The organism is Clostridium intestinale DSM 6191, assembly GCF_900130055.1.
Classification (GTDB): Bacteria; Bacillota; Clostridia; order Clostridiales; family Clostridiaceae; genus Clostridium_T; species Clostridium_T intestinale.
In genome coordinates, this window is sequence record NZ_FQXU01000003.1 from 1 (window position 1) to 26,166 (window position 26,166).

Annotated in this window: 25 protein-coding genes, 1 pseudogene and 1 other annotated feature; of the genes and pseudogenes, 14 read left to right on the top strand and 12 right to left on the bottom strand. The window is 29.0% G+C overall.

The features are described from left to right. Positions 1-390: pseudogene (locus tag BUA92_RS00015) on the bottom strand (transposase); the annotation flags it as partial. A gap of 476 nt (positions 391-866) precedes the next feature. On the opposite strand from BUA92_RS00015, the gene BUA92_RS00020 reads away from it, so the two are divergent. After that, complete coding sequence (locus BUA92_RS00020; RefSeq protein ID WP_073015623.1) at positions 867-1,097, top strand: DUF3892 domain-containing protein; 231 nt, start codon at positions 867-869, stop codon at positions 1,095-1,097. 108 nt (positions 1,098-1,205) lie between these two features. On the opposite strand, the gene BUA92_RS00025 is transcribed toward BUA92_RS00020, so the two are convergent. Continuing rightward, the gene (locus tag BUA92_RS00025) at positions 1,206-2,720 is read right to left on the bottom strand and encodes a Ppx/GppA phosphatase family protein (RefSeq protein ID WP_073015626.1); all 1,515 of its coding nucleotides are present in this window, start codon (positions 2,718-2,720) and stop codon (positions 1,206-1,208) included. A 142-nt stretch (positions 2,721-2,862) separates the two neighbouring features. After that, positions 2,863-3,070 (top strand) — a binding site (T-box leader). Positions 3,071-3,118: 48 nt separating this feature from the next. Here BUA92_RS00025 and argS point away from each other — a divergent pair. Continuing rightward, positions 3,119-4,810, top strand: a complete 1,692-nt coding sequence (gene argS, locus BUA92_RS00030) for an arginine--tRNA ligase (protein ID WP_073015628.1) — start codon at positions 3,119-3,121, stop codon at positions 4,808-4,810. A 3-nt stretch (positions 4,811-4,813) separates the two neighbouring features. Beyond that, a complete protein-coding gene (locus tag BUA92_RS00035) occupies positions 4,814-5,605 on the top strand; it encodes a ribonuclease H-like domain-containing protein (RefSeq protein ID WP_073015630.1) in 792 nt (263 codons plus the stop codon). 32 nt (positions 5,606-5,637) lie between these two features. Here the strand turns inward: BUA92_RS00035 and BUA92_RS00040 are convergent, their stop codons facing one another. From BUA92_RS00040 to BUA92_RS00050, 3 genes are read right to left on the bottom strand one after another with little or no spacing between them, the layout of a single operon-like run. Continuing rightward, positions 5,638-5,790 carry a FeoB-associated Cys-rich membrane protein gene (locus tag BUA92_RS00040; RefSeq protein WP_238904267.1) on the bottom strand — a complete coding sequence of 51 codons (153 nt, stop codon included), beginning with the start codon at positions 5,788-5,790 and terminating at the stop codon, positions 5,638-5,640. Beyond that, positions 5,787-7,565: a ferrous iron transport protein B gene (feoB, locus tag BUA92_RS00045; RefSeq protein WP_073015632.1), complete on the bottom strand. Its 1,779-nt coding sequence runs from the start codon at positions 7,563-7,565 to the stop codon at positions 5,787-5,789. Before feoB ends, BUA92_RS00040 begins: the two co-directional genes overlap by 4 nt. A gap of 14 nt (positions 7,566-7,579) precedes the next feature. After that, the gene (locus BUA92_RS00050) at positions 7,580-7,798 is read right to left on the bottom strand and encodes a FeoA family protein (protein ID WP_073015634.1); all 219 of its coding nucleotides are present in this window, start codon (positions 7,796-7,798) and stop codon (positions 7,580-7,582) included. Between the two features lie 163 nt (positions 7,799-7,961). Between BUA92_RS00050 and BUA92_RS00055 the strand changes: the two genes are divergently transcribed. Continuing rightward, complete coding sequence (locus tag BUA92_RS00055; protein ID WP_073015636.1) at positions 7,962-8,690, top strand: HAD-IB family hydrolase; 729 nt, start codon at positions 7,962-7,964, stop codon at positions 8,688-8,690. Positions 8,691-8,708: 18 nt separating this feature from the next. Further along, the gene (locus BUA92_RS00060; RefSeq protein ID WP_073015638.1) at positions 8,709-9,467 is read left to right on the top strand and encodes a ribonuclease H-like domain-containing protein; all 759 of its coding nucleotides are present in this window, start codon (positions 8,709-8,711) and stop codon (positions 9,465-9,467) included. 19 nt (positions 9,468-9,486) lie between these two features. Here the strand turns inward: BUA92_RS00060 and BUA92_RS00065 are convergent, their stop codons facing one another. Beyond that, on the bottom strand, positions 9,487-10,344 hold the full coding sequence (locus tag BUA92_RS00065; protein WP_073015641.1) for a ComEC/Rec2 family competence protein: 858 nt from the start codon (positions 10,342-10,344) through the stop codon (positions 9,487-9,489). Positions 10,345-10,474: 130 nt separating this feature from the next. Between BUA92_RS00065 and BUA92_RS00070 the strand changes: the two genes are divergently transcribed. Beyond that, positions 10,475-11,197, top strand: a complete 723-nt coding sequence (locus BUA92_RS00070) for a lysophospholipid acyltransferase family protein (protein ID WP_073015643.1) — start codon at positions 10,475-10,477, stop codon at positions 11,195-11,197. A 161-nt stretch (positions 11,198-11,358) separates the two neighbouring features. Next, complete coding sequence (locus BUA92_RS00075; protein ID WP_073015645.1) at positions 11,359-13,122, top strand: phosphoenolpyruvate carboxykinase (ATP); 1,764 nt, start codon at positions 11,359-11,361, stop codon at positions 13,120-13,122. A gap of 72 nt (positions 13,123-13,194) precedes the next feature. Here BUA92_RS00075 and BUA92_RS00080 read toward each other — a convergent pair whose 3' ends face one another. From BUA92_RS00080 to BUA92_RS00090, 3 genes are all read right to left on the bottom strand, one after another. Further along, entirely contained in the window at positions 13,195-13,998 is an 804-nt protein-coding gene (locus BUA92_RS00080) for a putative ABC transporter permease (RefSeq protein ID WP_242950026.1), read from the bottom strand. A gap of 143 nt (positions 13,999-14,141) precedes the next feature. Continuing rightward, positions 14,142-14,348 (bottom strand): DUF378 domain-containing protein, encoded by a 207-nt coding sequence (locus tag BUA92_RS00085; RefSeq protein ID WP_021802340.1) that lies wholly within the window; start codon positions 14,346-14,348, stop codon positions 14,142-14,144. A gap of 106 nt (positions 14,349-14,454) precedes the next feature. Continuing rightward, a complete protein-coding gene (locus BUA92_RS00090; protein ID WP_139259285.1) occupies positions 14,455-14,916 on the bottom strand; it encodes an Lrp/AsnC ligand binding domain-containing protein in 462 nt (153 codons plus the stop codon). 246 nt (positions 14,917-15,162) lie between these two features. Here BUA92_RS00090 and BUA92_RS00095 point away from each other — a divergent pair, with 246 nt between their 5' ends. Then, positions 15,163-15,513 carry a hypothetical protein gene (locus tag BUA92_RS00095; protein WP_073015647.1) on the top strand — a complete coding sequence of 117 codons (351 nt, stop codon included), beginning with the start codon at positions 15,163-15,165 and terminating at the stop codon, positions 15,511-15,513. Between the two features lie 16 nt (positions 15,514-15,529). Here BUA92_RS00095 and BUA92_RS00100 read toward each other — a convergent pair whose 3' ends face one another. Beyond that, on the bottom strand, positions 15,530-16,558 hold the full coding sequence (locus BUA92_RS00100; protein WP_073015650.1) for a CehA/McbA family metallohydrolase: 1,029 nt from the start codon (positions 16,556-16,558) through the stop codon (positions 15,530-15,532). Between the two features lie 80 nt (positions 16,559-16,638). On the opposite strand from BUA92_RS00100, the gene BUA92_RS00105 reads away from it, so the two are divergent. From BUA92_RS00105 to BUA92_RS00115, 3 genes are all read left to right on the top strand, one after another. Beyond that, positions 16,639-17,136 (top strand): gamma carbonic anhydrase family protein, encoded by a 498-nt coding sequence (locus BUA92_RS00105; RefSeq protein WP_021802336.1) that lies wholly within the window; start codon positions 16,639-16,641, stop codon positions 17,134-17,136. A gap of 20 nt (positions 17,137-17,156) precedes the next feature. After that, the gene (locus BUA92_RS00110; RefSeq protein ID WP_073015652.1) at positions 17,157-17,984 is read left to right on the top strand and encodes a CvfB family protein; all 828 of its coding nucleotides are present in this window, start codon (positions 17,157-17,159) and stop codon (positions 17,982-17,984) included. 81 nt (positions 17,985-18,065) lie between these two features. Continuing rightward, positions 18,066-18,881, top strand: coding sequence for a ComEC/Rec2 family competence protein (locus tag BUA92_RS00115; protein WP_073015654.1), 816 nt, complete (start codon positions 18,066-18,068; stop codon positions 18,879-18,881). A gap of 49 nt (positions 18,882-18,930) precedes the next feature. Here BUA92_RS00115 and BUA92_RS00120 read toward each other — a convergent pair whose 3' ends face one another. Further along, entirely contained in the window at positions 18,931-21,543 is a 2,613-nt protein-coding gene (locus BUA92_RS00120; protein WP_073015656.1) for a cation-translocating P-type ATPase, read from the bottom strand. Positions 21,544-21,727: 184 nt separating this feature from the next. Between BUA92_RS00120 and BUA92_RS00125 the strand changes: the two genes are divergently transcribed. Further along, positions 21,728-22,150: a YaaR family protein gene (locus BUA92_RS00125; RefSeq protein WP_021802332.1), complete on the top strand. Its 423-nt coding sequence runs from the start codon at positions 21,728-21,730 to the stop codon at positions 22,148-22,150. Between the two features lie 70 nt (positions 22,151-22,220). On the opposite strand, the gene BUA92_RS00130 is transcribed toward BUA92_RS00125, so the two are convergent. Continuing rightward, complete coding sequence (locus BUA92_RS00130) at positions 22,221-24,125, bottom strand: NAD(+) synthase (protein WP_073015658.1); 1,905 nt, start codon at positions 24,123-24,125, stop codon at positions 22,221-22,223. Between the two features lie 258 nt (positions 24,126-24,383). Here BUA92_RS00130 and BUA92_RS00135 point away from each other — a divergent pair, with 258 nt between their 5' ends. Next, positions 24,384-24,824 (top strand): NfeD family protein, encoded by a 441-nt coding sequence (locus tag BUA92_RS00135; RefSeq protein WP_083553347.1) that lies wholly within the window; start codon positions 24,384-24,386, stop codon positions 24,822-24,824. Continuing rightward, entirely contained in the window at positions 24,825-25,775 is a 951-nt protein-coding gene (locus tag BUA92_RS00140) for an SPFH domain-containing protein (protein ID WP_073015660.1), read from the top strand. It begins immediately after the preceding gene. Positions 25,776-26,166: the final 391 nt, after the last annotated feature.

Below are 26,166 nucleotides of genomic sequence, written 5' to 3' on the forward strand. Positions count from 1 at the left end.
ACATAAGCCTTACTGGATAAATTCCATGATTATCATCAATAAATTTAATTATATCTCTTGGTCCTTTGAGAATATGGCGATAGCTTTTTTGGCTAAAGCCCGCCATTGGTGTAGTATTTCCTTCTCCAATGCAATTCGTTCGTTTTCTTTTTTTAATCTTAGAATTTCATCCTTATCTTCTTTGGATGTTTCGTTATGTTGCTTTGTTACTTTTACTACAGGCTTTGAAGAGATTTTTTGCTTTGGATTAATTTTGTTAACCCAGTTATTAACTGATGTATAAGTTACGCCATATTCTTCACATATTTCTTTAATTGGTTTTCCAGTTTCATAAACTTCAACAATCATTTTTTTAAAATCATCGGTATATCTTTTTGATGTTTCTCTCATGTGAACACACTCCTAACTTAATAATTATAGTTTAATATTTTTAATTATTTTGTGTCCACAATTTTATATTAGCACTAATGACTCTAATGAGGCTTGGGAAGAAGCCTCCACAGTACTATTGTGCTTAACTTTTTAAACATTTTTCTTTTTATTAAACGTAATTTTTAAAAAAAATGACTTTGATGAAGCTGAGGAACGCTTCTACAGTATTAAGGTGTTTAACTTTTTATTAAACATAATTATCTAATCCAAATGAATTTAATGAGGCTTGAGAAGAAGCCTCTACAGTATTAAGGTGCACTTCTATTCGGTGGACGCGGTTTTTAGCGTCAGTCTAATTATACTAAAGGATTTACGTCAAATATGAATTTAATGCAACCGCTCCTATGTCGGGTTGCTACAGCAATAAGGTGTATAAATTTTCCCTATTAAGAAAAAGATAAGAATAATGTAATAAAGTAAAGGAAGTGTTTATGATGGAAAAGGATAAAATCACAGCAATTAAAAGTAGCAGTAGTGGAGAAATAGAGGCTTATGAGCTTTCTAGTGGAAAAATAATAACAAAAGAAGAGGCTGTAGGATTAGCTAGAGACGGAAAGATAGATGGTGTGCAGGTTTTAGAATCCAAAATAGGTGAAGAATATTTAAGAAGCAGACCAGATGATGATGAAAGTAATAATTTAAGTGAACTACCTAAGTTTAAATAGCTTTAAGAAAGTATTGTTTTTTTAACTATATGGAAGAGAAAAGAACTTTTGTACAAAGTGCAAAAGTTCTTTTGTTTGTTTAGCAAGTAGTTTTACGATTAAAGTAAATTAAACAACAATATTTTGGATTTCTAGTTCTCTGTGATATATTTCTTTGAATTTGCATCTTGCTCTTAAAGCATCACGTATCTCAAGCTCTAGAGGTATTGAGGAATAAACACTGATACTTACAATTTCATCAGCAATTTTTACATCTAAGTATTTAACAGCACCCTCAAGACTTCTATCTAAACTCTCAGAAATTCTTAATAATATTCCTATTTTCTCAACGATATCTACATCTAATCTATTTATTATTGAACTATATTGAGCTAAAGGAACTGTATAAGAATTATTTCTATGAAAAGCAGCAGTGCATGCACTAAGTAATAATTCTTTATGAGTTAGCCCATTCATATAGGCATTAAGTATGACATAAAAAGAATGAATATGATGATTATAGTATTTTATACTAATTCCGCTGTCGTGTAGTAGTGAGGCAGTTTTAATTACGTTGTCATACTCATTTCCAAGATGATGTAATGGTCTTAATTGTTCATAAAGAGTTTTTAAGATTGTATAAACATGTTCAGCATGGTCTTTATTAACATTTAAGCTTTCCATTATACCTCGTATTGAATAATCAACTATATCATCTATTGGCCCTAAATTTTTAATTATATAATCAAAAAGTAATCCTTCACGCATTCCTCTGCCACAGATTTTTAATTGAGTAATATCTAAAAAATAAGTAAGAACTTTCATGATTAAAGTAGTTCCAACTATTATATCAACTCTATCTTTAGAAACTCCATCAACTTTAATTCTTTGATTTAAATCTTTACTTTTAAGTAAATTTAAAATTTCACATAAATCTGTATTTGTAAGCTCGTAATTATGGGTTATTAGTAATGGATAGCGCTTTCTAATACGATCAATTTTCCCAACATTTCTAAAGGCTCCACCAACGCCGATTATGTTATCAAAATTACCTTTTTTAAGCCACGGAATAGAGGTTATGCAATCCATGATAGAACTCTTAGCATTTTCAAAATCACTATGTATAATTCGATCTCTTAAATTAAAGCCATAAGATATATTTAAACTACCTATGGGTAAGGTTGTGGATTCTATAATTTGTCCATTTTTTACCCATGCTAGATGTGTACATGTACCACTAATATCTATAAGTAAAGAATTAGTTGTATAAATAGAGTTTTTTACTCCCATGTAATTATAATAAATTTCATCCTTTAATGTAAGGATTTTTACATCAAGATTTAGTTCACTTGAAATCTTTTCTATTATATACTCTCCATTATCTGCATCTCTTAAAGCTTCTGTGGCAACTACAATTATTTTAGTAGCGCCAGATGTAACACATAATGACTTAAAAGCACGCAAAGTATTAATAGTTATATTTACTTTTTCCTCTGTTATAAAATTATTATCTATAAGATCAAGTGCTAACTTAACAGGTTCACTTAATTCGTCTATTACTCTAAAATAACCACTGTCCTCAATTTCTGATAGTATAACCCTAATATAATTTGAGCAAATATCAATTACACCAACACGTTTCATAGTACACCTCTAATTTTAAAATTATTCTAAATTATTATATCAAAATATTTTAATAAATGCATTAAAGTAATAATGTACATTATATTAATATTGACAATCAAAAGCCTTAAAATGTATAATAATTATCGTAACTAAATAAAGAGTACAGTCTATGATAAGAAGAGTAGTTTAATTAAAACCTAAAGCGAGCAGGAGTTTGGTGAGAGCCTGTAGGAGTGAGATTAAATGAAGAGAGCCTTTGAGACATTATTTGAAAGCTTAGGGTAAGTAAAATAAATCGCATTTCAGCGTTAAAGAATTGAGTGGCATTTATGCAACAAGAGTGGTACCGCGGATATTTCGTCTCTTTATTATTAAAGAGGCGTTTTTTATTTTATAAAAATAGAGGAGGAAACTAAATGAATTACAAAAGTCTAATAGCTGAAAGAATTAGTTCATTAATAGATTTAGATAAGGAAGAGATAGAAAAGGCTATCGAAATTCCACCAAGAGGTGAAATGGGAGATTATGCTTTTCCATGTTTTCAGTTAGCAAAGGTTTTAAGAAAAGCACCTAACGCTATAGCTACAGAACTTAAAGAAAAATTCAATAGTGAAGGTTTTGAGAAAGTTGAAAACTTAGGACCATATTTAAACTTCTTTGTAGATAAAGGAATGTTTAATAAAAACACAATAGAAAACATCCTAACATTAGGAGATAATTATGGAGCTTCAGAATTAGGGGAAGGAAAACCTGTATGTGTTGAATTTTCATCACCCAATATAGCAAAACCTTTCCATGTAGGTCACTTATTTACTACAGTTATAGGAAACTCTTTATATAAGATGTTTAATTATCAAGGTTACAAAGCAGTGGGAATAAACCACTTAGGAGACTGGGGAACACAGTTTGGTAAACTTATCTCTGCATATAAAAGATGGATTGATGAGGAAGCTTTAGAAAGGGAACCTATAAATGAACTTTTAAGAATATATGTTAAATTCCATGATGAGGCTGAAAAAGATCCTAGCTTAGATGATGAAGGAAGAATGTGGTTTAAGAAGCTTGAAGATGGTGATAAAGAAGCTACTGAGCTTTGGGAAAGATTCACTAAACTTTCTTTAAAAGAATTTAATAATGTATATGATGAATTAGGAGTTAAATTTGATTCTTTTGCAGGAGAAGGCTTTTATAATGATAAAATGGATGTAGTTATAAAAGAACTTGAGGAGAAAAAATTATTAACTGAAAGTAATGGAGCTAAGGTTGTTATGCTTGAAGATTACAACATGCCTCCATGTATAATATTAAAATCAGATGGAGCTACTATATATGCTACAAGAGATTTAGCAGCTGCTATGTATAGAAAGAAAACTTATGATTTTGATAAAAGTATATATGTAGTTGGTACACCTCAAGCTCTACACTTCAAACAAGTATTTAAGGTGTTAGAACTTGCAGGACATGAATGGGCTAAAGATTGTGTTCACGTAGGGTTTGGATTAGTTAAATTTGCAGATAGAAAGCTTTCTACAAGAAAAGGTGAAGTAGTATTATTAGAAGACCTTTTAAAAGAAGCAAAAGATAGAGCATTAGAAGTAATAAATGAAAAAAATCCAACACTTGAAAATAAAGAAGATGTTGCTAAAAAGATAGGTATAGGGTCAATAGTATTTACTTATCTTAAAAACTCAAGAGAAAAAGATATATTATTTGATTGGAAAGAGATGTTATCTTTTGAAGGAGAAACAGGTCCATATGTTCAATACTCCTATGCAAGAGCTAACAGCATACTAAGAAAAGTTGGAGAAACTAGTGGAGAAGTTAGTTATTCTGGATTAGATTCAAAAGAAGAATTTGAATTAATTAAAACTTTAGAAGCATTTAATAAAAATATATTAAGTGCCCTTGATAAATTAGAACCTTCTATAGTAACAAGATATGTTGTTGATGTTGCAAAAGCTTTTAACAAATTCTATAATGCCCATACTGTAGCAAACCTAGAAGACGAAAAATTAAAAAATGCTAGAATAAATTTAGTAAAAGCTACATGCCAAGTTATTAAAAATGCTTTAAATCTTCTTGGTATTGAAGTAGTAGAAAAGATGTAAAAAATGATAATAAGGGATTCTAAATTACTTTGTGATTTAGATGAAAATATAGTTAGAAATTACACTCTTGATAATTTAGTATTTTTTGATATTGAAGCCACAGGGTTTAATGTAAAAAAAGATTGGGTTTTTGCCCTTTCTTTTTGTACCATTGTTGAAGGTTACTTAGTAGGGAAAACATTTGTTTGCAATAACATTAAAGATGAAAAAGCGTTAATAGAAAAGTTTATAAGTATTATAGAAAATAAAGGGTTATGCAGTTATAACGGAAAGGCCTTTGATGAACCGTTTTTAAGAAAAAGAGCTTTAATATATGGAATAGATTTTCCGAAAAATATATCTCATCGTGATTTATATAGGGAAATAAGACCATATAAAAATGGATTAAATATAGAGTCTTTATCATTAAAGGATATTGAAAAAACATTAAACATAGATAGAAATGAAGAAACTACAGCAGTAGAGTGTATGCACTTATATAAAAGGTATTTAGAAACATCAAATGAAAAGTTTTTGAATAAGATTATAAGGTACAACTTTAATGATGTTAGATCTCTTCCATATATATTCAATTTAATCAACGAAGTTAAATCCAAAAATATAATTAGAGAAGATGTAATAGATGAGATAAAAAGAAAAGAAATATTAAGATTATGTTTAAATAATAATATATTCTTGGAAGAATCTATATGTAGCAATATATCTAAAAAAGCTGGTGGAAGAATACTCTTTAAACTATATAACAAAGATATAAGTAAAAAAGAAATAGAGGATATCATTAATAATAGTTATTGATGATAAAAAAATAAAACTCCTAAAAAAGAGTTTTATTTTTTTATCTTTATTTTATCATCATATTTTGGGCAGTGAGTATCACAATCACTACAATTACATTCACCTTTTGAGGATTTTTTGATATTTCTATAAATTATATATCCAGAAAGAATAACTAGAACAATAGTTATAAGTATTTCTATCATAATAAAAACCACCTTATTAATATTCCACAGCTATAAATAAAATATGAAACTATCCATGCAATAAATAGCTGATTTATCACTGATAATAGAGTGAATTTAGTACCGTACTCCTTTTTTAGTGCACCTATTGTAGAAACACAAGGAACATAAAGTAGTACAAATACCATAAATGATAAAGCAGATAAAAAATTAAAGTAATTAGGTAAAATTAAATCTAGATTACCTCCATATATTATGCCCATTGTTGAAATAACAGTTTCTTTTGCAAGTATACCAGTTAGAAGAGATACGGCAGCTTGCCAGTTTCCAAATCCTAAAGGAGAAAATATAGGTGCAATAAAATTACCTATATAAGCTAGGAAACTTGAATTTATATCTGTTACTAGTCCAGAAAAGTTAAAATTTGATAAAAACCATATGATGACACTCATAGCAAATATAATTGTACCAGCTTTTTTTAAGAATCCTTTTCCTTTATCCCAAGTATGTTTGAATACATTTTTAGGTTCAGGCAATTTATATTCAGGAAGTTCAATTATAAATGGTTCCTCATCTTTTTTGAATATAGAGTTTTTAAAGAATATACCCAATAAAAATGCAACTAATATACCAAGAAAATATAATGATCCTACAACTAAAGCTTCCCTACCTTTAAAAAATATGCTTGCAAATACTAAATATACCGGTAGCCTAGCATTACAACTCATAAAAGGAACTAATAAAGCTGTTAATTTTCTGTCTTTTTCACTTTCTAAAGTTCTAGCAGACATAATAGCTGGAACTGTACATCCAAAGCCGACCATCATAGGAATGAATGCTTTACCTGATAAACCCATCTTTCTCATTAACTTATCCATTATAAAAGCAACTCTTGCCATGTAACCAGAGTCTTCTAATATAGAGATACAGAAAAACAAAGCTAAAATTACAGGTAATAATACAACTATTCCACCTACCCCAGCAATTATTCCATCTATTATAAGACTTCTAAACCAATCTGTTGATGTAGATAGAAGTGTCTCTACAGAGGGAAGTATAAACCCATTAAGTACTTGTTCATCAAGCCAATCTGACAAAGGAATTCCAACCCAAGAAAATGTAAACTTAAATATAAACATCATAATAAGTATAAAAATAGGATAAGCTAAAATAGGATTTAATAATATTTTATCTATAAAATCATTGCTTGAATTTTTTGAAGTTTCACTTTTTATAAATGACTTGTCCACAAGTTTATCCAAAAAAGCATAAGCTTCTTTTTCATTATAAAAGCTAAAAGTTTTTTTGGAATATGATTTAGGAAAATCATGATTTGCAATTAAAGTTTTAATTTCATCTATTCCAATTCCTTTACTAGCACTTAAAGGTATTATTTTTACACCTAACTCTTTTTCTATTAAAGGAATATCAATTTTTATTGATTTTTTTTCAACTATATCCATCATATTTAATAATAGAACTATAGGAATATTAAAAGCTTTAAGCTGAGTAGTCAGGTATAGATTTCTAACTAAATTTGATGCATCAACTATATTTAAAATAACATCAACATGTCCATCTTCTAAGAATTTTTTAGAGACCTTTTCTTCATTTGAAAATGTGTCCATGGCATAAATACCAGGTAGATCAACTATTTTAACATCCTTTAAGTAGCCTTCTTTCTTTTCAACAGTAACACCAGCCCAGTTACCTACATATTGATTGGAACCAGTAAGCTCATTAAAAAGAGTGGTTTTACCTACATTAGGATTTCCTAGCAAAGCAACAGTTGTCATTAAATTCCCTCCTCTTATCTTACAAAAATATTTTTAGCATCTTTTTTTCTAAGGGCAAAATCAGTACCTCTTAAATTCACGATAAGAGGGTCTCCTAAAGGTGCTATGTTTTTTAATGTAATTTTAGTTCCTTCTATACAACCAAGAGCTAAAAGTCTCTTGGTAAGCTTATCATCACAATTAATTTTTGTAATTATACCTGTATCACCAGGTTTTAAATCGCAAATGCACACTATTAACACCTCGCACTGAAAATCAATATCGTGAGTATGATACCACTATAAGTATATATAGTCAAGAAAATAACAAGCTAAAATTGGATTATATAGATTTTTATATTGAAATGATACTTTAAATAGTGATAAAATAAAGATTAAAAAACTAAGGAGGTAGGCTATGAAAAAAATCGCAGCATTTTTTGATATAGATGGTACATTATATAGAGAAGGTTTAATAACAGAAGTATTTAAAAAAATGATAAAATATGAAATAATAGAATCAGAGAGATGGTACAAAGAAGTTAGGCCTAAATTCCTTAGCTGGGATAGAAGAGAAGGAGATTATGACTCTTATCTTCTAAAGATGATAGATATATATATGGAAGCAATAAAAGGTATAAATAGACACAATATTGAATTTATTGCTAAAAGAGTTATTGAGCAAAAAGGAGATAGGGTTTATACTTTTTCTAGAGAGAGAATTAAATGGCATAAGGAACAAGGGCATGTTTTAGTTACCGTATCAGGTTCACCTGTTGAGCTTGTAAGAGAAATGGCAATGAAATATGGTTTTGATGACTTTAAAGGCTCTATATATCTCTTAGATGAAAAGGAAAAATATACAGGTGAAGTAGTTCCTATGTGGGATTCTGTAAGTAAGCAGAAGGCTGTAGATGAAATTGTAGAAAAATATGATATAGATCTTGATCAAAGTTATGCTTATGGAGATACATCAGGTGATTTTACAATGTTTAAGGCAGTTAAACATCCTTATTGCATTAATCCAACTAAAGAGCTATTAGATAAAGTTAGAGAGGAGGATAGCATTAGAGAAAAGATAAAGGTTGTTGTTGAAAGGAAAGACGTTACGTATAATTTAGATATAGACAACATTCAATATGTGTAAAAGAAAGAGTGAGCGCTAGTGATAATAAGGGAAAATACTATTAGGATTGATGAGCCTACTAAAGAAAATATGTTGGAGGCTCAAGACGACTTATCCTTTGAAGATGCTGTGTTTTTTGATTTAGAGCATTATGTTTATAAGAAACCTAAATGTGTTGGCGTATTTGGCGCTTGTTATTTCTCTCCTGTAAATTCAGAAATAAAAGTCACTCAATATATGATTGAAAATAGAGAAGAAGTCAAGGATATTTTAATTCTGGCTAAAAGATACCTAGAGGATATTTGTGAAAATGAAGGCAAGAGCTCTATAGTTACTTTTTCAGGTAATAATGACTTTACAGTAATTAATTACTTATTTAATAAATACAAAGTGGATTTTTCTTTTGATGAACACTTTAAATCTGTTGATCTACAAAAAGAATATGAAAAAGTGAAAAAAGAAAGTATTGGATTAAAAAATTTAGAGAAATTATTCAATATTGAAAGAGAACATGGAGACCTTATCTCTGGAGCAAATCTAGCTAAAACTTTTCACAAAGTCCTAAAGGATAAAGACTACATATTTAGAATGCCTAAGGAAAAGATAGAAAAGATATTAGTTTATAATGAGGCGGATGTAGTTAATCTATTTCATATATATAAAGATTGGAAACAATATATGATAGTAGAAAAAGAAGAAGAGGAAATCGAAGAAGTAGAAGATATAGAAGATGTAGAAGAGATTGAGAAAATAGAGGAAGAATTTCAGGAGGAAATAAAAGAGAGCTGTACAATTTAGTGCAACTCTCTTTTATTATTTACTGTTTTTTTATGTTAGTTCCATCTGAAACAAGAACTATTGTACCATCTAAATCAGTTCTATAATATTTAACCTTACTATCTTCTAAAGCTTTTATAGTTTCTTTATGGGGATGACCATACTTGTTGTTTTTACCACAAGATATAATTGCTATACTTGGATTAACTGCCTTTAGGAAATCCTTAGAAGTAGATGTGGAGCTTCCATGATGACCAACCTTTAGAACATCGGATTCTAAATTGTATCCTTTTTTTAATGTTTCTTTTTCAGACAGTTTTTCTGCATCTCCGGTAAATAACATAGAATTATTACCATAGGTTAATTTAATTATAGGCGAATAGTTATTAGCATCTTCATAGCTATCACTATTTGGTGCAAAAACCTCTAACTGGACATCAGAATCAAAATCTATAGTTGATCCAGCTTTTAAAGGTTTGATTTTTAAGTCTTTATTTTTTAGTTCTCTAATCATGCTTTCAAAAGCTTTAGTTGTAGAGGTAGCTTTTGGAGCATAAAAATTAGTGATTGAATATTTTTTTATAACTTCATCCATATTTCCAATATGGTCTTCATCTGGATGAGTTGCTATTACAGCATCAAATTTTTTTATATTTAATTTTTTTAAGTAATCTAAAAATTTGTCTTCAGCTTTTTGTGTAGATGAGTCAATAAGCATGTTTTTATCTTTATATTGTATAAGTATTGCATCTCCTTGATCTACATCTATAAAATGCACCTTAACCATATTTGATATTTCTGAATCAGATTTATCAATAGAGGCTAAGTCACAAGAAAATAGAAAGGAAGATAGTAGTATTAAAAAAGCCATTAATATATTAATAGATATTTTTTTCATAAGTTACTCCTTTTAATAAATTACTCCCTACAGTGTACCACTTTATGCTAATTAAGAAAAGTTATTAATACTTGAACTTTCTATAAGGGGTAAGTATAATTAAGAAGATGATTTTGAGGTGGTGTTATAAATGAAGTTAATTTTTATGTTAATTTCTTATGGGATTTATATGATTGGCCTAAGAATTAAGGGAAGTATATATAAAATTTTAAAGAAATTTTCAACTAAGGAAAAAGCAGAAGCATATAGAGATAGAGTTGTTTTTAACTGGGCTAATTTTACTATTAAAATAATAGGACTTAAAGTAAATGTAGTTGGAAGAGAAAACATACCTAAGGAAGCCTGCGTTTTTATATCAAACCATCAGAGTATTTTAGATATTCCAGTGCTTTTTTACGGAGCTCATAGAGTTATGGGATTTATAGCTAAAAAGGAACTACTTAAGGTACCTGTAATTGGTTATTGGTTAAAGGTTGCTCATTGTGTACCTATTGATAGGGAAAATGTTAGAGAGGCTATTAAGGTAATACAAATAGGGTCTGAAAACTTATTAAAGGGAGACTCTATGGGAATATTTCCAGAAGGGACTAGAGCAAAAGATGGAATTATGAAACCTTTAAAGAAGGGAAGTTTAAAGCTAGCAACAAAAGCTAAAGCACCTATAGTTCCAGTTACTATAAATGGTACCTATAAAGCTTATGAATTAAACAAAAAAATTCAAAGTGCAGAAGTAACAATTATTTTTGATAAGCCTATATATACGGATAATATAAGTAGGGAAGAAGAAAGAGAGCTGCATACTAAGGTTCAAGATGTTATAATGAAAAATTTAGAGAAATTGCAAAAAGAGTAGATTAGTCTACTCTTTTTTTGTTAGAATTTTGTTACTTGTAAGAAAATTGAAAAAACATTTAACAAAAATTGCAATTTTTGTGTTATAATTTTATGGTAATCCAATATTGAAATAAAAAATGAAATATTTATGTTGAGAATAATTCAGAATGGGGGATTGTTATGCGCAAAGAGTTTTCCTTAAGTAATGACAAAGCAACTATTAATTTCACAGCTAAGTATTGCGACAACTATGAAACTCTTTTAGAAAGTGACGGTTTTAAAAGAGTATTAGAAACATTTTTATTAAAGTCTAAGAAAAAATATTCTCATAGTTACAGGTTTTTAGTAGAAGGTTTAAAATCAGAGGATTTAGACTTTATAAGAATGGAAGTAACTAATATATTTAAAGTTCTAACAGTAATGAGTTTAGAAGAAATAGTAAAGATAAAAGATAACTATAAGGAACTTTTAATAAATAAGGATGAATTTGTTAATTTTATTGAAAACTTATATCTTTTTTGGCGAAGGTTAGAAAGATACACTATAATTTATGCAAATAGAGTTAAAACAGGTTTAGCAGCAGTTAGTTTTACGGAAATTAATTCTCAATTTACAAAATTGATATTGAGACTTTATAGAAAAATAGAAAAAAACATAATTGGATTTAATCCTAATGTATTTAGACAACTAAGTGCAGGTGCTAATGCAAGTTTAATGCTTACTAGCATTAATTGGGACGTGCCAGAAGAGTATAGGGCATTAGAAAAGATACCATTTATAGATACAATCTTATTATCTACACCATTTATAACATATCCCAAAAAGAATACAAGAGATGGTATGTTTAGTGAAGTAAAATACAATCCATTAGAAAATGGAACAATAAATAAAGATCATTGGTTTTGTTATCCTGCTAAAATTGGCGAGTTAATGGCATTTCTATATTTTCATAGAGATTTTATGGAACATGGTATAACTTTATGCAATTTGTTTGAACTAGCAAGAGAAGAAGAGTATAGAGGTAAGAAACCAGACATAATATATGTTTTTGGTGCTAGAGAATCTGGTGAAGAAATTAAAACAGTATTTTATGATGATGAAAAGAATGATATCATGCTTGGATATGTAAGCCATTCAGAAGATATAGACTACTTTGGTTATATGAAAAAGATGAGCCTTACACTTCATAATCTTATAATGATAAAGAGAGGTTTTTTACCTATACATGGAGCTATGGTTAATATAGTATTAAAGAATGGAAAAGAAGCAAACGTTATAATTATGGGGGATTCAGGTGCAGGAAAATCAGAAAGCTTAGAGGCATTTAGAACCTTAAGTGAAGAACATATTTCCGATATGACTATAGTATTTGATGATATGGGGACTATTAAAGAAAAAGATGGCAAGATTTATGGGTATGGAACTGAGATAGGTGCTTTTGTAAGATTAGATGACTTAGATCAGGGGTATGCCTTTAAGGAAATGGATAGAAGTATATTTATGAACCCAGATAAGATTAATGCTAGATTAGTTATGCCTGTAGCCTCTTATAAAGAGATAATGAAGGGCTATAAGGTAGACTTATTTTTGTATGCAAATAACTATGATAATGTAGAAGAGGGTGAAAATTCTATTCAATACTTCAGCTCACCTAAGGAGGCAATAAAGGTATTTAAAGCTGGAGCTAGAATGGCTAAAGGAACTACTACAGAAAAAGGATTAGTAGAATCGTATTTTGCAAATCCATTTGGACCAGCTCAAAAGCAAAAAGAGTGTGATATTTTATTAGATAAATATTTTAATAACTTATATAAAGCAGAAGCTAAGGTTGGGCAAATGAAAACATGTTTAGCAATACAAGGCTTAGAGAAAGAAGGCCCAAGAAAAGCTGCTTTAGAACTGTTTAAAATAATTTCAAATGAGTTAAACACCTCTGAATTATAGAAGATTTTATGGAAATTCTTAATTAAAGTTACTAGAGAGTAAAGCTAAAAGCTATCACGAAATGTGATAGCTTTAATTTTTTAATGAATTTATTTTATTCTTTATTTCAGTTAATATAGAATCGAACTTTTTAGATTTTATATTTGGAAAGGCATTTATTAATCTTCTGTGATTTAGGTTAATATTGTTAAGTGAATTTTCATATTTACTTTTTAGATCCTTAAGATTTTGTTCGATATTTTGAGCCGCATCCATGGCTATTTCTTTAGTTGTACTAAACAAATATTCATATCTATCTTTAATTTCAGCTGATATATTATTTAAACTATTAAATAGGCTATTTAGCCTAATTAAAGATGATAAGGTGAAAAATACATCAGTTAAAAAATATATAAGAATTAAATAGGCTATAGGGGTTAATACAACATCCGGAACTAAGTTAACTAAAGATGCTATTAATGGGTGAATTACTTTTATTATAAATACAACAGCCACTCCCCATAGTAGAGAAAAACTTAAACATATTCTTCCTTTAATATTAAAAGCATTGTCACTATAGTCCCACCATCTTGAATTAAAGAATGTTTCAAGTATAAAGCCTGTAATATATTCTACTAAAGAAACTAAAATAGTTGCAAAAATATATAATAGAATAATGTTATCATTAAAACGCTCTAAAGATATTATAGCTAATACAATTCCTGTACCATATATTGGACAAAAGGGACCATACAAAAACCCTCTATTAACAAAAAATCCTCTAACTTTATATGCATAACATACCTCTGTTAACCAACCTAATAAGGAGTAAATAAAGAAATAAAGAAATAATTCATAGATATTAGTATTAGATATAGCTGATAAGATATAAATCACTCCTTTCGAACATTAACTATAGTATATTATACAATAATTACATAGATATGAACAATTTAAAAGTAAATATATAAATTTCATCAAAATTAATGTTTTTTTAACATAAATAACTCTCTTTCCGAAGAAAGAGAGTTATTTATAAATTAATCGATTGAATTAGTTCTGTCTTTAGCGAAAAATGATATAGCATATAATCCACAAATTCCAACTATAGCATATATCACTCTTGAAACTGCAGACATATTGCCAAATAGTGATGCTACTAGGTCAAAATTGAAGAAACCTATTAGTCCCCAGTTTACAGCACCTATAATAACTAAGATAAGTGCTAGAGTATCTAATGTCTTCATAAATACACACTCCTTTTTAATTATTTACAACTATTATTTTAACCACAAAAAAAATATATATGTATTTATGAAATAAAAATAAGTCACCCATTAGGGTGACTTAAAATTACAATTGAATATTTCTGTCAACTGGTTGAGAAAGTGATATTATAGTATCAGTTCTTTGAATACCAGTTACTGTGTTAATTTTATTCATAAGTAAATCTTGTAGATCTGATATGTTTTTGCAGATTACTTTTGCAAGTATAGAATAATCTCCTGTAGTTAAATGTAGCTCCACAATTTCCTTTATTTTTGATAACTCATCAAAAACATAATTGAAAGATGAAGTTTTATCTACATATATACCAACAAAACAACAAACATCATAGCTTAGTTTAGGTAAATTTAAAACTATTCTTGTTCCTCTGATTATACCTAGGTCTTCCATTTTTTTCATTCTAACGTGAATTGTTCCACCAGAAACATGACAAATTCTTGCTATCTCTAAATAAGGAGTTCTACAATCTTTAATTAATATGTCTAATATTTGTAAGTCTAAATCATCTAAGTTTGATAATTGATTCATAGACATGTTATCACCTCTTAAGTTTGATATTTTACTTTTTAATTTTATCAAATTCTAATTAAAATTTCCACAAAATAATATAAAAATATAAAAAAATTTAAAAAAATTTTATTATATTATTAATTAATTACCTATATTTGAATAAATACTTGTATTAATATAACAATATTAAATACAAGTATTGAAAATGATTTAAATATAAACTAATATAATTATGTAGATAAAATTTTAGGGAGGAGTGAGGAAATGGCTGGCATTTTGATTTTTATACTACAATTTCTAGTATTAGGTGTTGTTATATTTGGAGTATTTACTTTATTAAGAAAATTTGTTTTTAGTAAGGTGAAAATAAATAAGTGGATTCCTTTAGCAATTGCAATTGTATTATTTATAATTCAATTTTTTGTTCAAAGAATAAATGGATACGCTGGATTAGCTTTAACTGTATTTGTATTAATATTCTTTATGTGGTTTTTAGATGTTCATCAAGGAATAGGCCCAAGCGGTAAACCTAAAGGAAAACAAATAGAGATAAGATCTAAGGCAAAACCAAATAGAGCTAAACAATTTTATAAAGATAAAGAAGATAAAAAATAAAAGCTCAATTGAGCTTTTATTTTTTGTCTTCTATAAATATAGGAGAGGTCATAGCTATTTTCCCACCATCTTGATAAATTTTAATTACGTACCATTTTAGTGCCTCATCAAAGGGGATTTTTATTAGGTATTTGACTTTATTCAAATTAATTTTATCAAGGGTTTTTACTACACTTCCACCATTTGAAAGTATTTCAATTTTATTTACGGTATATTTAGTATCATAAGCGTAAATAAAAAATTCTAATTCTTTTATCTTGTCTAGTGATATAATTTCTCCCATAAAGTGGTTATTTATAGAAAAATAAGTTTTTAGAGTTTTAGATTCAGTAGAATAGGTTCGTCTATTTCTAAAGGCATCCATAATTGTTTTTCTACTGAAATCATTACATACAACACATGTAAGGTTTTCTGAGTCACCAAAATTCATTCGATGATTATCTTGACCATTTATAGCACCTAGTCTCCAGCCGTCATCTAAGAGCTTATAATAGTATTTAAAGTGGCGTATATATTTATGAGGAGGAGAGCCATTAGCCACTTCTATAGAGGTAATGAAGTGATTTAATATAGGATGATAGTTTAGTTTGCTTATGGGACTATGAGGATGGTTTATAAATATTAACCCATCAGGTTGATTTAGCATCCATAAAAAAACACTTCGCATGTCATTAATAACTCCTGTAAAATAATTAGATACATTAACAATGTTAAGGTCACCCCAAGGATTACTCCTGCTTTCAAACCCCAATATTGCTAATGGAGACTTATTTTTTTTATTATATTTAGTTAAGGATTCTTTTAAATAGTGCCACTTAGTTTTTTTTGAACCTTCTTTTTTTAGAGGTTCCTTAAGAGAGGAGTTATGGTCTGTTAATATAATAAAGTCTATAGATTTTTTTGCTGCATACTCAAGTGCTTCAAGAGGACTTCCCCTCCCTGTTGAAATTTCAGTATGGCAATGGGGAATACCGTAGTAAAATTTTAATTTAGAATCTATCAAAGCATTAGCGTTATAGCTAAAAATATTTTCTTTACTACCCATTGGAGTCCTTCTTTCAAAAAGTATTTATATATTATATAATAATATGATGGATAGTAATTTTATGCTAAAAGGAGGAAATTATGATTAAAGAGTTTTTAGATAAAAAGCCAATGATTCATGAGGGGACCTTTATTGCTGAGAATTCCACAATAGTAGGAGATGTTGAGATAGGTAAAGACTCTTCTATATGGTTTGGTGCTGTTATAAGAGGAGATGAAAATAGTATAAAAATTGGTGAAGGTAGTAATGTTCAGGATAATTCAATTATTCATGTGGATGAACATAAGGTGACTATAGGTAACTTTGTTACAGTGGGCCATGGAGCTATATTACATGGATGCGATATAGAAGATGAGGTTCTAATTGGAATGGGAGCAACTGTTTTAAGCGGAGCTAAAATTGGTAAAAATACTATTATAGGAGCAGGCGCTTTAGTGAAAGAAAATGCTAACATACCAGAAGGTGTTTTATGTGTTGGTATTCCAGCTAAGGTTGTAAGAATACTAAATCAAGAAGAAAGAAATGGACTTAAAGAGCATAGCATAGAGTACATTAAGCTATCAAAAAAATATAAGTAAATGAACATTTTGGAGGAAAAATGATTAAACTAGGTGAATATAATGAACTTGAAGTTGTTAAAGTAAGAGATTTTGGAGTTTTTGTTACAGATGGTGAACAAGAAATATTAATTCCAAAGGGAAGTTTAACAGGTAGAACACTAGAGGTTGAACAAAAGATAGAAGTTTTTATATATAGAGATTCAGAAGATAGAATAATAGGAACATTAAAAAAGCCTTTAGCTACTGTTTTTAATTTAGCATATCTTAAGGTTGTAGATGAATCTAATATAGGTTCTTTTGCAGATATAGGAATAGGCAAAGATGTGTTAATCCCTTTAAAAGAACAACTATACAAATTAAATGTTAATGATAAATATTTATTATATATGTATATTGATAAAACAGGAAGATTAGCAGCTACTACAGATATAGAAGACTATTTAGATATAGCAGAAGGATATGTGTTAGATCAAGAAGTTAAAGGCATAGTATATGAAATTAATGAAAATGGAACACTTAAGGTTGCAGTTGAAAGCAAATACAAAGGTTTAATTCTTAAAAATGAGTATTATGAGTATATAGCCATAGGTTCAGAAGTAAGTGTTAGGATTAGAAGAATATATGAAGATGGAACTTTAGGACTTACTCCTAGGAAGAGAAAACTAGATGAAAGAGAAGTTCTTACAGAAAAGATATTAAAGTACTTAAATGATAATAATGGATTTATGCCGTTTAATGATAAATCATCTCCTGAGGACATAAGAAGAATATTTAATGCTAGTAAAAATTATTTTAAAATGTCTTTAGGTGGTCTTATGAAGGAAGGCGTAATAGAACAAAAAGAAGATGGTACTTACTTAAAGTAAAATTAAAGCTCAGTTTAACTGAGCTTTTTTGCATTTATAAGATAAAAATACAAATACTAATTGAAGAAGGGAGGCTTTAAAATGAAGAAAAAACATATATCTTTAATTTTCATAATATCATTATTAATATTTTTAACATGTAGATTTTCTTTTATAAATATCAAAGTAAGTGCAACTGAAAAAAAACCAGAAGTACATTTTATAGATGTAGGGCAAAGTGACTGTGCATTAATAAAAAATGGAGATGAGAATTATCTTATAGATAGTGGAGATAAAACTGAAAGTAGTAAGGTGATTAAATATTTAAAAGATCAGGGAATCGAGAAGCTTGATTTTATTATATTAACTCATTACCATGGAGATCATTATGGGGGACTTTATGATATAACTAAAAACATCACAACCGATATTGTATATGTTCCTAAGTTTTACGTAGTTGAAGAGGAGAGAGTTAAGGCAATTAAATCTTTAATAGATACTAATACTTCTTTTGGAATTATAGAAAAAGGATGGACCTATGAAAAAGACAGTTTAAGTTTAAAGGTATTATTACCATCAAAACCTCATAAGTCTTTAGAAAACAATGATTCTTTAGTTATAAGAGGAGATATAAATAAAAACAGTTATTTGTTTATGGCTGATTGTGAGTTTGATGAAGAAAAAGAGTTATTAGACATGAAGGAAATAGAAAATATAGATGTTCTTAAACTTGGGCATCATGGACTTGATACTTCTTCTACAGAAGAGTTTTTAAAGAAGGTGAATCCTAAATATACAGTTATAAATTGTGATGGAAAAGAAAGCCCTGACAAAGCTGTAATCGATAGATTAAAAACCCTAGAAACTAAAATATTAAGAACAGATATAAATGGAAACATAGTATTTACTCAAAAGTAATAGAAAAAATAAGCTGTGCACAATAATTAACAAGATGCACAGCTTATTTTTATCTTTTTCTGAAAAGAATTTTTATTAATTCATTTAATATAAAAGGAATTAAGGATAATAATATAACAAATCCCCAATCTCTCGAAGTTAAGGTAAACACCTTAAATATTTCAGCAATAGGAGGGATAGAGATTATCACTAATTGAAGTAATATACCTAAACATATAGCACCTAAAAGATATTTGTTTGTAAGTGGCCCTATTTCAAATAAAGTCTTTTTAGGATTTCTAACACTTAGAGCATAAAATAATTGTGAAACTGCAAGAACAACAAAGGCCATAGTTTGAGCATGCATTAATGAATCAGGATATAAATATTCTCCAACTCTAAATGCAACAAGAGTAAGTGCACCCATAATTGCACCATTAATAGCTAAAAGAACTCCAAACCTACCTGAAAATAAGCTTTCTTTAGGGTTTCTAGGTGGATCATTCATAACACCTTTATCTCCAGGGTCAACACCTAGAGAAAGGGCAGGAAAACTATCGGTTATAAGATTAACCCATAATATGTGTATAGGCAGAAGTGGTGTATCCCAGTTAAGGAGTATGGCAACAAATAAAGTTACAATTTCACCAAAATTACAACTTAAAAGAAAAATAATAGATTTCCTTATATTGTTATATATATTTCTACCTTCTTCTACAGCTGAAACGATTGTAGTAAAGTTGTCATCAGTTAAAATCATATCTGCAGCTCCCTTAGCTACATCTGTACCTGTTATTCCCATAGCAACACCTATATCAGCTGTTTTTAGTGATGGAGCATCATTAACACCATCACCAGTCATAGAAACTATATTTCCATGAGATTTAAAGGCTTTAACTATCTTAACTTTATGTTCTGGTGAAACTCTTGCAAATACTTTATAATCTTTTATGTTTTCGTTGAAGGTTTCTTCTGTAAATTTATCAATTTCATCCCCTGAAATAGTTTCATCTATATTTTCAGCTATTCCAAGTTCTTTAGCTATTGCAAAGGCTGTGTTTCTATAATCACCTGTAATCATAATAGGAGTGATACCTGCACTTTTACAGAGTTTAATAGAATCTCTAACTTCAAGTCTAGGAGGGTCAATCATTCCCATCATACCAACGTATATAAGATTTGTTTCTAAAGAATCTATAGATACATTAGAAGAATCAATTTCCTTATAAGCACAAGCGAGTACTCTTAAAGCTTCATCTGACATTTCATCTGCTGCCTTTAAAATGGATTTTCTAACTTCATCATTTAAAGCAACTATCTCTTCTCCAAGTAAAGCCTTATTTGATATTTTTAATATGCTATCTATAGCACCCTTGGTAAATACTTTTAAGCCACCTTCATGTTTATTAACGGTTGTCATAAGCTTTCTGTCAGAGTCAAAGGGAATTTCATCAATCCTTTGAAATTGTTCATTTAAGCTTTCTTTAAATAAGTTATATTTAACACCTGCTTCTAATAAAGCTATTTCTGTAGGATCACCTGTTTTAGATTTTTCTGTATATGTAGCATCATTACATAAAACCATTCCGTGGATTAAAAGCTTATTTGAAGGTTTTTCTAATTCTATATTATCAATATTTAATAAAGAGTTATCTGCATAAAACTTAGTTACTGTCATTTTGTTTTGAGTTAAGGTACCAGTTTTATCTGAACATATTATATTTACTGAACCTAGAGTTTCAACAGCAGGTAACTTTCTAATAATAGCATTTTCTTTAATCATTCTTTGTACGCCCATTGCTAATACTATAGCAACAATAGCTGGAAGACCTTCTGGTATAGCGGCAACAGCAAGGCTTATTGCAGTTAAAAACATTTCAAGCATATCTCTGCCTTGGAATAAAGCTATAACAAAAATTAAACCACATATAAAAATTGCAGCAAAACCTAAAGTTTTACCTAAATTGGCAAGTCTTTTTTGAAGAGGTGTAGTGTCTTCTTCAGCTTCATCTATCATTTTAGCAATTTTACCTATTTGAGTGTCCATAGAAGTTCCAACAACAACTCCAATTCCTCTTCCATAGGTTGCAAGAGTGGACATAAAAGCCATATTGTGTTGGTCTCCGATAGTAACATTATCTTTTTCAATAGTTATCATGGCATCTTTATCTGCGGGAACAGATTCTCCAGTAAAAGCAGCTTCGTCAATCTTTAAATTAGCACTTTCAATAAGCCTTAAATCCGCAGGAATGAATCTACCAGCATCTATTACAACTATATCTCCAAGCACCACTTCTTCAGATTGGACTTCTTTTAGTTCACCACCTCTTTTAACAATGGCTTTAGGTGTTGAAAGCTCTTTTAATGCTTCTAAAGCCTTTTCCGCCTTAGACTCTTGAACAACTCCTATAATTGCATTAATAAATATAACTATAAGAATTATAATAGAGTCACTTATTTCCCCAACCATGGCTGAAATTATTGCAGCACCAAACAAAATATATATCATAACATCTGCAAGTTGAGAAATAAAAAGCTGAAGCAAAGTTTTTTTCTTTTTAGTTGATAGCCTGTTTGGTCCATACTCTGATAATCTTTTTTTCGCTTCTTCATCGCTTAAACCAGTGGAAATATTCGAATTTAATTCTTTTAAAACTGTCTCAGAGGTTTTTGAAAACCACATATATAAATTACCACCTTTCTTTAATTTATAAAATAGTATATATTTATAGAATATATATAATAGACTAAAAAAATACGTTGTTATATTGTTGAATATTATGAAAAAAATGCTTTTAGCTATTCTAAATATATATATTTAAATTAATTTAACTTTAGATTATAATTGTTTTAGAGGTGAGTAGTAGGTGGAGATTAAAAGAGTCGGAAAAAATACTAGAATAGATACTGAGAGAAAAATTTCGAGTTCTAGAAAAGATTTTTCTCAAAGCTTTAATCAAGCAAGAGATAGAAGATCAGGTGAAGAACTTAAAAGGATGATAGATGATATCAAAAAAAGAGGAAATAGATTAGTTTTAACAAAGACCTATGCTGACGTAGCTGCTTATAAAAGAATGATTAAAGATTATCTTGAATCTATTTTAAAATACATGTATGACTTAAAAAAAGATGTTAGCTTTTGGCAGACACAATATTTCTTAACGGTAGATACTATAGATGGAAAGCTTGAAGAGTTAACTAATATGCTTTTAAGTGAAGAGAGAGAAAATTTAAATATTGCGTCTACTATAGATGAAATTCAAGGTTTGATAGTAGATATTTATAGATAAAAGAATTTTTATAAATTGAAAGAGACGGCTATACTTATTAGTCCGTCTCTTTATGCTTATATTAATCTTATTAAAACCAACTGTTTGGAGAAGCGTCTGATGGCATTCTCCAATCTCCTCTAGGTGATAATGATATTGTACCAACCTTTGGACCATCAGGAAGTGCACTTCTTTTAAATTGTTGAGAGAAAAATCTCCATAAAAATTTATCTAACCATTTTTTTATTACTTCTTCAGAGTAATCATTTTTAAATGCATTTTTAGCTAAAAACATAATCCTTTCAGGGGAAGAACCATGTCTTATAAAATGATATAAGAAGAAATCATGAAGTTCGTAAGGCCCAACTATATCTTCTGTTTTTTGAGCAATCTCACCATTTTCATCTTTAGGAAGAAGCTCTGGAGAAACTGGAGTATCTAAGATATCAAGTAAGGTCTCATTAACTTCTTTTGATGATTCAAAATCAGCTACATATTTTACTAAATATCTAACCAAGGTTTTTGGTATTGATGTATTAACGGAATACATACTCATGTGGTCTCCATTATAAGTACACCATCCAAGAGCAAGTTCTGAAAGATCTCCAGTTCCAACTAGTATCCCGCCTTCTTTGTTAGCTAAGTCCATTAATATCTGTGTTCTTTCTCTTGCTTGAACATTTTCATAAGTAACATCATGTATGTTTTTATCATGGCCGATATCTTCAAAATGTTTTAGGCAAGCTTCCACAATATTTATTTCTCTTAAATCGCAACCAAGTTCTTTGCACAAAGTTAAGGCATTATTATAAGTTCTATCAGTTGTTCCAAAACCAGGCATAGTAATAGTTAGTATGTTTTTTCTATCTAAACCTAACAAATCAAAGGTTTTTACTATCACAAGTAAGGCTAGAGTGGAGTCTAGTCCTCCAGATATACCTATAACAGCTTTTTTAGACTTTGTATGTTCTAATCTTTTTGCTAAAGCAGAAGATTGAATATTAAATATTTCTCTACAACGAAGTTCTCTTTCTTTCTCTGCAGAAGGAACAAAAGGATGTTTAGATATAAATCTATCGAAGTTTTTTATTGAAGTATCTTTAAAAGAAACAGGTATTAATTTTGGTTCATTAGTTAATATTTTTGATGAATCCCTAAAGCTTATATTTTTACTTCTTTCCGAATTAAGTTTAAATATATCTATAAATCCATATAATACTTCATTTTCTCTTTGGAACCTTTCATTTTCATTTATGGTTCCTCCATTTTCACTAATTAATAAGTGACCGGAGAAGAGTAAATCTGTAGTAGATTCATGAACTCCTGCTGAAGCATAAATATAAGCTCCCATACAGCGAGCACTTTGATTTTCTACAAGTAGTTTTCTATAAGTACTTTTAGATACTAGTTCATTTGAGGCAGAAAGATTACAAATTATATTTGCTCCCATAAGTGAAAGCTGAGAAGATGGAGGTATAGCTACCCACAGGTCTTCACAAATTTCGATTCCAACCTTAAGGTCTTTATAAGCAAATATTAGGTTGGTTCCAAAGGGGATATCTTGTTGGAAAAACAAATCAACCTTTTTATCTAAAAGATTTAATCCTTCAGTAAACCATCTTTTTTCATAAAATTCAGTATAGTTAGGAATAAAGGATTTGGGAACTATGCCCAGTATCTTTCCTTCAAAAATTGCAAAAGCACAGTTATATAGGTTATAATTATATAAAAGAGGTGCTCCTACAATAATCAAGATATCTTTATCTTTAGAATCCGCACATATGGTATGCAGACCTTCATAAGCTTTTTCTATTAATATTTTCTGAGTAAATAAATCTCCACAAGTATAAGCGGTAATAGATAGTTCTGGAAAAACTAATAATTTAGTATTATTTTTATAGGCTTCATTTATTTGAATTATAATATTTTCAACATTATAATTTACGTCAGCTACCCTTAACTTAGGGCAAGCAGCTCCGACTTTTACAAAATCCATAACATCATCTCCAAAAATTATTATTTAAATTTAATATGCTGAAATTCTATCTTTTTATCCAAAGGACAAAGTTCCATTAAATTTATTATATAAATTTATAATAATTAGAAAATATAAGAAAATCAACAAAAAACATAGAAAGACTATGCTAAATTGCTTAATATAGTATAAAAAAACCTATAAAGAGTTTAAAAATAAGTTGTAAATAATCTGTAACTAGTGTATAGTATAGATATAAAGAAAAAAGGAGGTAATTAATTGAATACGGCGATTATAATCATTTGGATCATTATAGCTCTTACATTTCTTTTAGTAGATGTATTTACTTCATCTTTTCTATTTGTTTGGTTTGGAATTGGAGCACTTGTAGCATTGGCTTCATTGATATTAGGAGCACCGCTAGAGCTACAAATAGTAATTTTTCTAATTTCAAGTTTAATAGCTATAGCTATTGGATATCCTTGGGCTAGAAAAAAATTCAAAGTAAATATAAAACAAATAAAAACTAGAGAAGAAGAATTTATTGGAACTATCCATAAATCAGAAAAGGATATTATTGAAAAATCAAGTATAACCCTAGATGGAGTTTTATGGAGAGTTATAAATAGAGGAGAAATAATAAACAAAGGAGATAGTTTTGAAATTATCGAATTAAAAGGAAATCAAATTATCATTGAAAAATTGAAAGGAGAACTTTAAATGGAAGGTTTAATTGGTTTAATTATTGTTATTGTTATTGCTGTAATAGTACTATCAATAATACTTAGTTCTGTAAAGGTAGTAAACACAGGTAATTTATATGTATTAGAGAGGTTTGGACAATTTTATAGAGTTTTAGAGCCAGGTTGGCACTTTACTATACCTTTTGTAGATTTTGTTAGAAGAAAAGTTTCTACAAAACAACAAATTTTAGATATTCAACCTCAAGCAGTTATTACAAAGGATAATGTTAAAATATCTATAGATAACGTTATTTTCTTTAAAGTTTTAAATGCAAAAGATGCGGTTTATAACATAGAAGATTTTAAGTCAGGTATAATTTATTCAACTATAACTAATATGAGAAATATAGTAGGTAACATGTCTTTAGATGAAGTTTTATCAGGAAGAGATATAATTAATCAAGAACTATTAAAAGTTGTTGACGATATAACTGATGCTTACGGAATAAAAATTCTTTCAGTAGAAATTAAAAACATAATTCCTCCAGCAGAAATCCAACAAGCAATGGAAAAGCAAATGAGAGCTGAAAGAGATAAGAGAGCTGTTATACTTGAAGCAGAAGGTGCAAGACAATCAGCAATAGCTAGAGCAGAAGGTGATAAGCAATCTAAGATATTACAAGCTGAAGCTGAAAAAGAAGCTAATATAAGAAGAGCTGAAGGTTTAAAAGAATCACAACTTCTTGAAGCTGAAGGTAAAGCTAAAGCTATCGAAGCTGTTGCAGTAGCTGAAGCTGAAGCTATTAGAAAAATAAATGCATCTATAATAGAATCAGGTACTAATGAAACAGTTATAGCTCTAAAACAAGTTGAGGCATTAAAAGAAATGTCTAAAAACCCAGCAAACAAACTTATACTTCCAAATGAAACACTTTCATCTTTAGGAAGTATAGCTGCAATAGCTGAGATGTTAAAGAATAAAAACTAAAAAATGTGAATATAATAATAATACCTTTTGGAGGCTACGTAGGCCTTTGCCGTCAGATATATCTGGCGGTTTTTTTTATTTACATTTAAATAAGTAATTAGTTAAATAAGCTAAAGATTAAGCCAAACAGGCAAAACAACATGAAAAACACTTTATTATATAAGAGACTAGGTACAAGGGCCCAAGATGAGGCCCAAGATAGGGTGCAAGACTCACTTTGATGTGGTAGATGCTTTTTTCAGCGTCAATCTAATCCTTTTATTGATAGAAGTTAAAAGGAATCTAATGGAGCTGCACTATTGCTCCGTAGAGACTGGTTTTTAGTCTCATTAGAGTCCTTCTGAGAAACTCTCCTACAGGGCAGGAGTGCACTGCTACTCGGTAGACGCTT

Bases quoted from the DNA above. Each gene is read 5' to 3' on its own strand.
- BUA92_RS00020 (WP_073015623.1), top strand. From the start codon at position 867: ATGGAAAAGGATAAAATCACAGCAATTAAAAGTAGCAGTAGTGGAGAA.
- BUA92_RS00025 (WP_073015626.1), bottom strand. From the start codon at position 2,720: ATGAAACGTGTTGGTGTAATTGATATTTGCTCAAATTATATTAGGGTT.
- argS (WP_073015628.1), top strand. From the start codon at position 3,119: ATGAATTACAAAAGTCTAATAGCTGAAAGAATTAGTTCATTAATAGAT.
- BUA92_RS00035 (WP_073015630.1), top strand. From the start codon at position 4,814: ATGATAATAAGGGATTCTAAATTACTTTGTGATTTAGATGAAAATATA.
- BUA92_RS00040 (WP_238904267.1), bottom strand. From the start codon at position 5,790: ATGATAGAAATACTTATAACTATTGTTCTAGTTATTCTTTCTGGATAT.
- feoB (WP_073015632.1), bottom strand. From the start codon at position 7,565: ATGACAACTGTTGCTTTGCTAGGAAATCCTAATGTAGGTAAAACCACT.
- BUA92_RS00055 (WP_073015636.1), top strand. From the start codon at position 7,962: ATGAAAAAAATCGCAGCATTTTTTGATATAGATGGTACATTATATAGA.
- BUA92_RS00065 (WP_073015641.1), bottom strand. From the start codon at position 10,344: ATGAAAAAAATATCTATTAATATATTAATGGCTTTTTTAATACTACTA.
- BUA92_RS00070 (WP_073015643.1), top strand. From the start codon at position 10,475: ATGAAGTTAATTTTTATGTTAATTTCTTATGGGATTTATATGATTGGC.
- BUA92_RS00075 (WP_073015645.1), top strand. From the start codon at position 11,359: ATGCGCAAAGAGTTTTCCTTAAGTAATGACAAAGCAACTATTAATTTC.
- BUA92_RS00085 (WP_021802340.1), bottom strand. From the start codon at position 14,348: ATGAAGACATTAGATACTCTAGCACTTATCTTAGTTATTATAGGTGCT.
- BUA92_RS00090 (WP_139259285.1), bottom strand. From the start codon at position 14,916: ATGAATCAATTATCAAACTTAGATGATTTAGACTTACAAATATTAGAC.
- BUA92_RS00095 (WP_073015647.1), top strand. From the start codon at position 15,163: ATGGCTGGCATTTTGATTTTTATACTACAATTTCTAGTATTAGGTGTT.
- BUA92_RS00100 (WP_073015650.1), bottom strand. From the start codon at position 16,558: ATGGGTAGTAAAGAAAATATTTTTAGCTATAACGCTAATGCTTTGATA.
- BUA92_RS00105 (WP_021802336.1), top strand. From the start codon at position 16,639: ATGATTAAAGAGTTTTTAGATAAAAAGCCAATGATTCATGAGGGGACC.
- BUA92_RS00110 (WP_073015652.1), top strand. From the start codon at position 17,157: ATGATTAAACTAGGTGAATATAATGAACTTGAAGTTGTTAAAGTAAGA.
- BUA92_RS00115 (WP_073015654.1), top strand. From the start codon at position 18,066: ATGAAGAAAAAACATATATCTTTAATTTTCATAATATCATTATTAATA.
- BUA92_RS00120 (WP_073015656.1), bottom strand. From the start codon at position 21,543: ATGTGGTTTTCAAAAACCTCTGAGACAGTTTTAAAAGAATTAAATTCG.
- BUA92_RS00130 (WP_073015658.1), bottom strand. From the start codon at position 24,125: ATGGATTTTGTAAAAGTCGGAGCTGCTTGCCCTAAGTTAAGGGTAGCT.
- BUA92_RS00140 (WP_073015660.1), top strand. From the start codon at position 24,825: ATGGAAGGTTTAATTGGTTTAATTATTGTTATTGTTATTGCTGTAATA.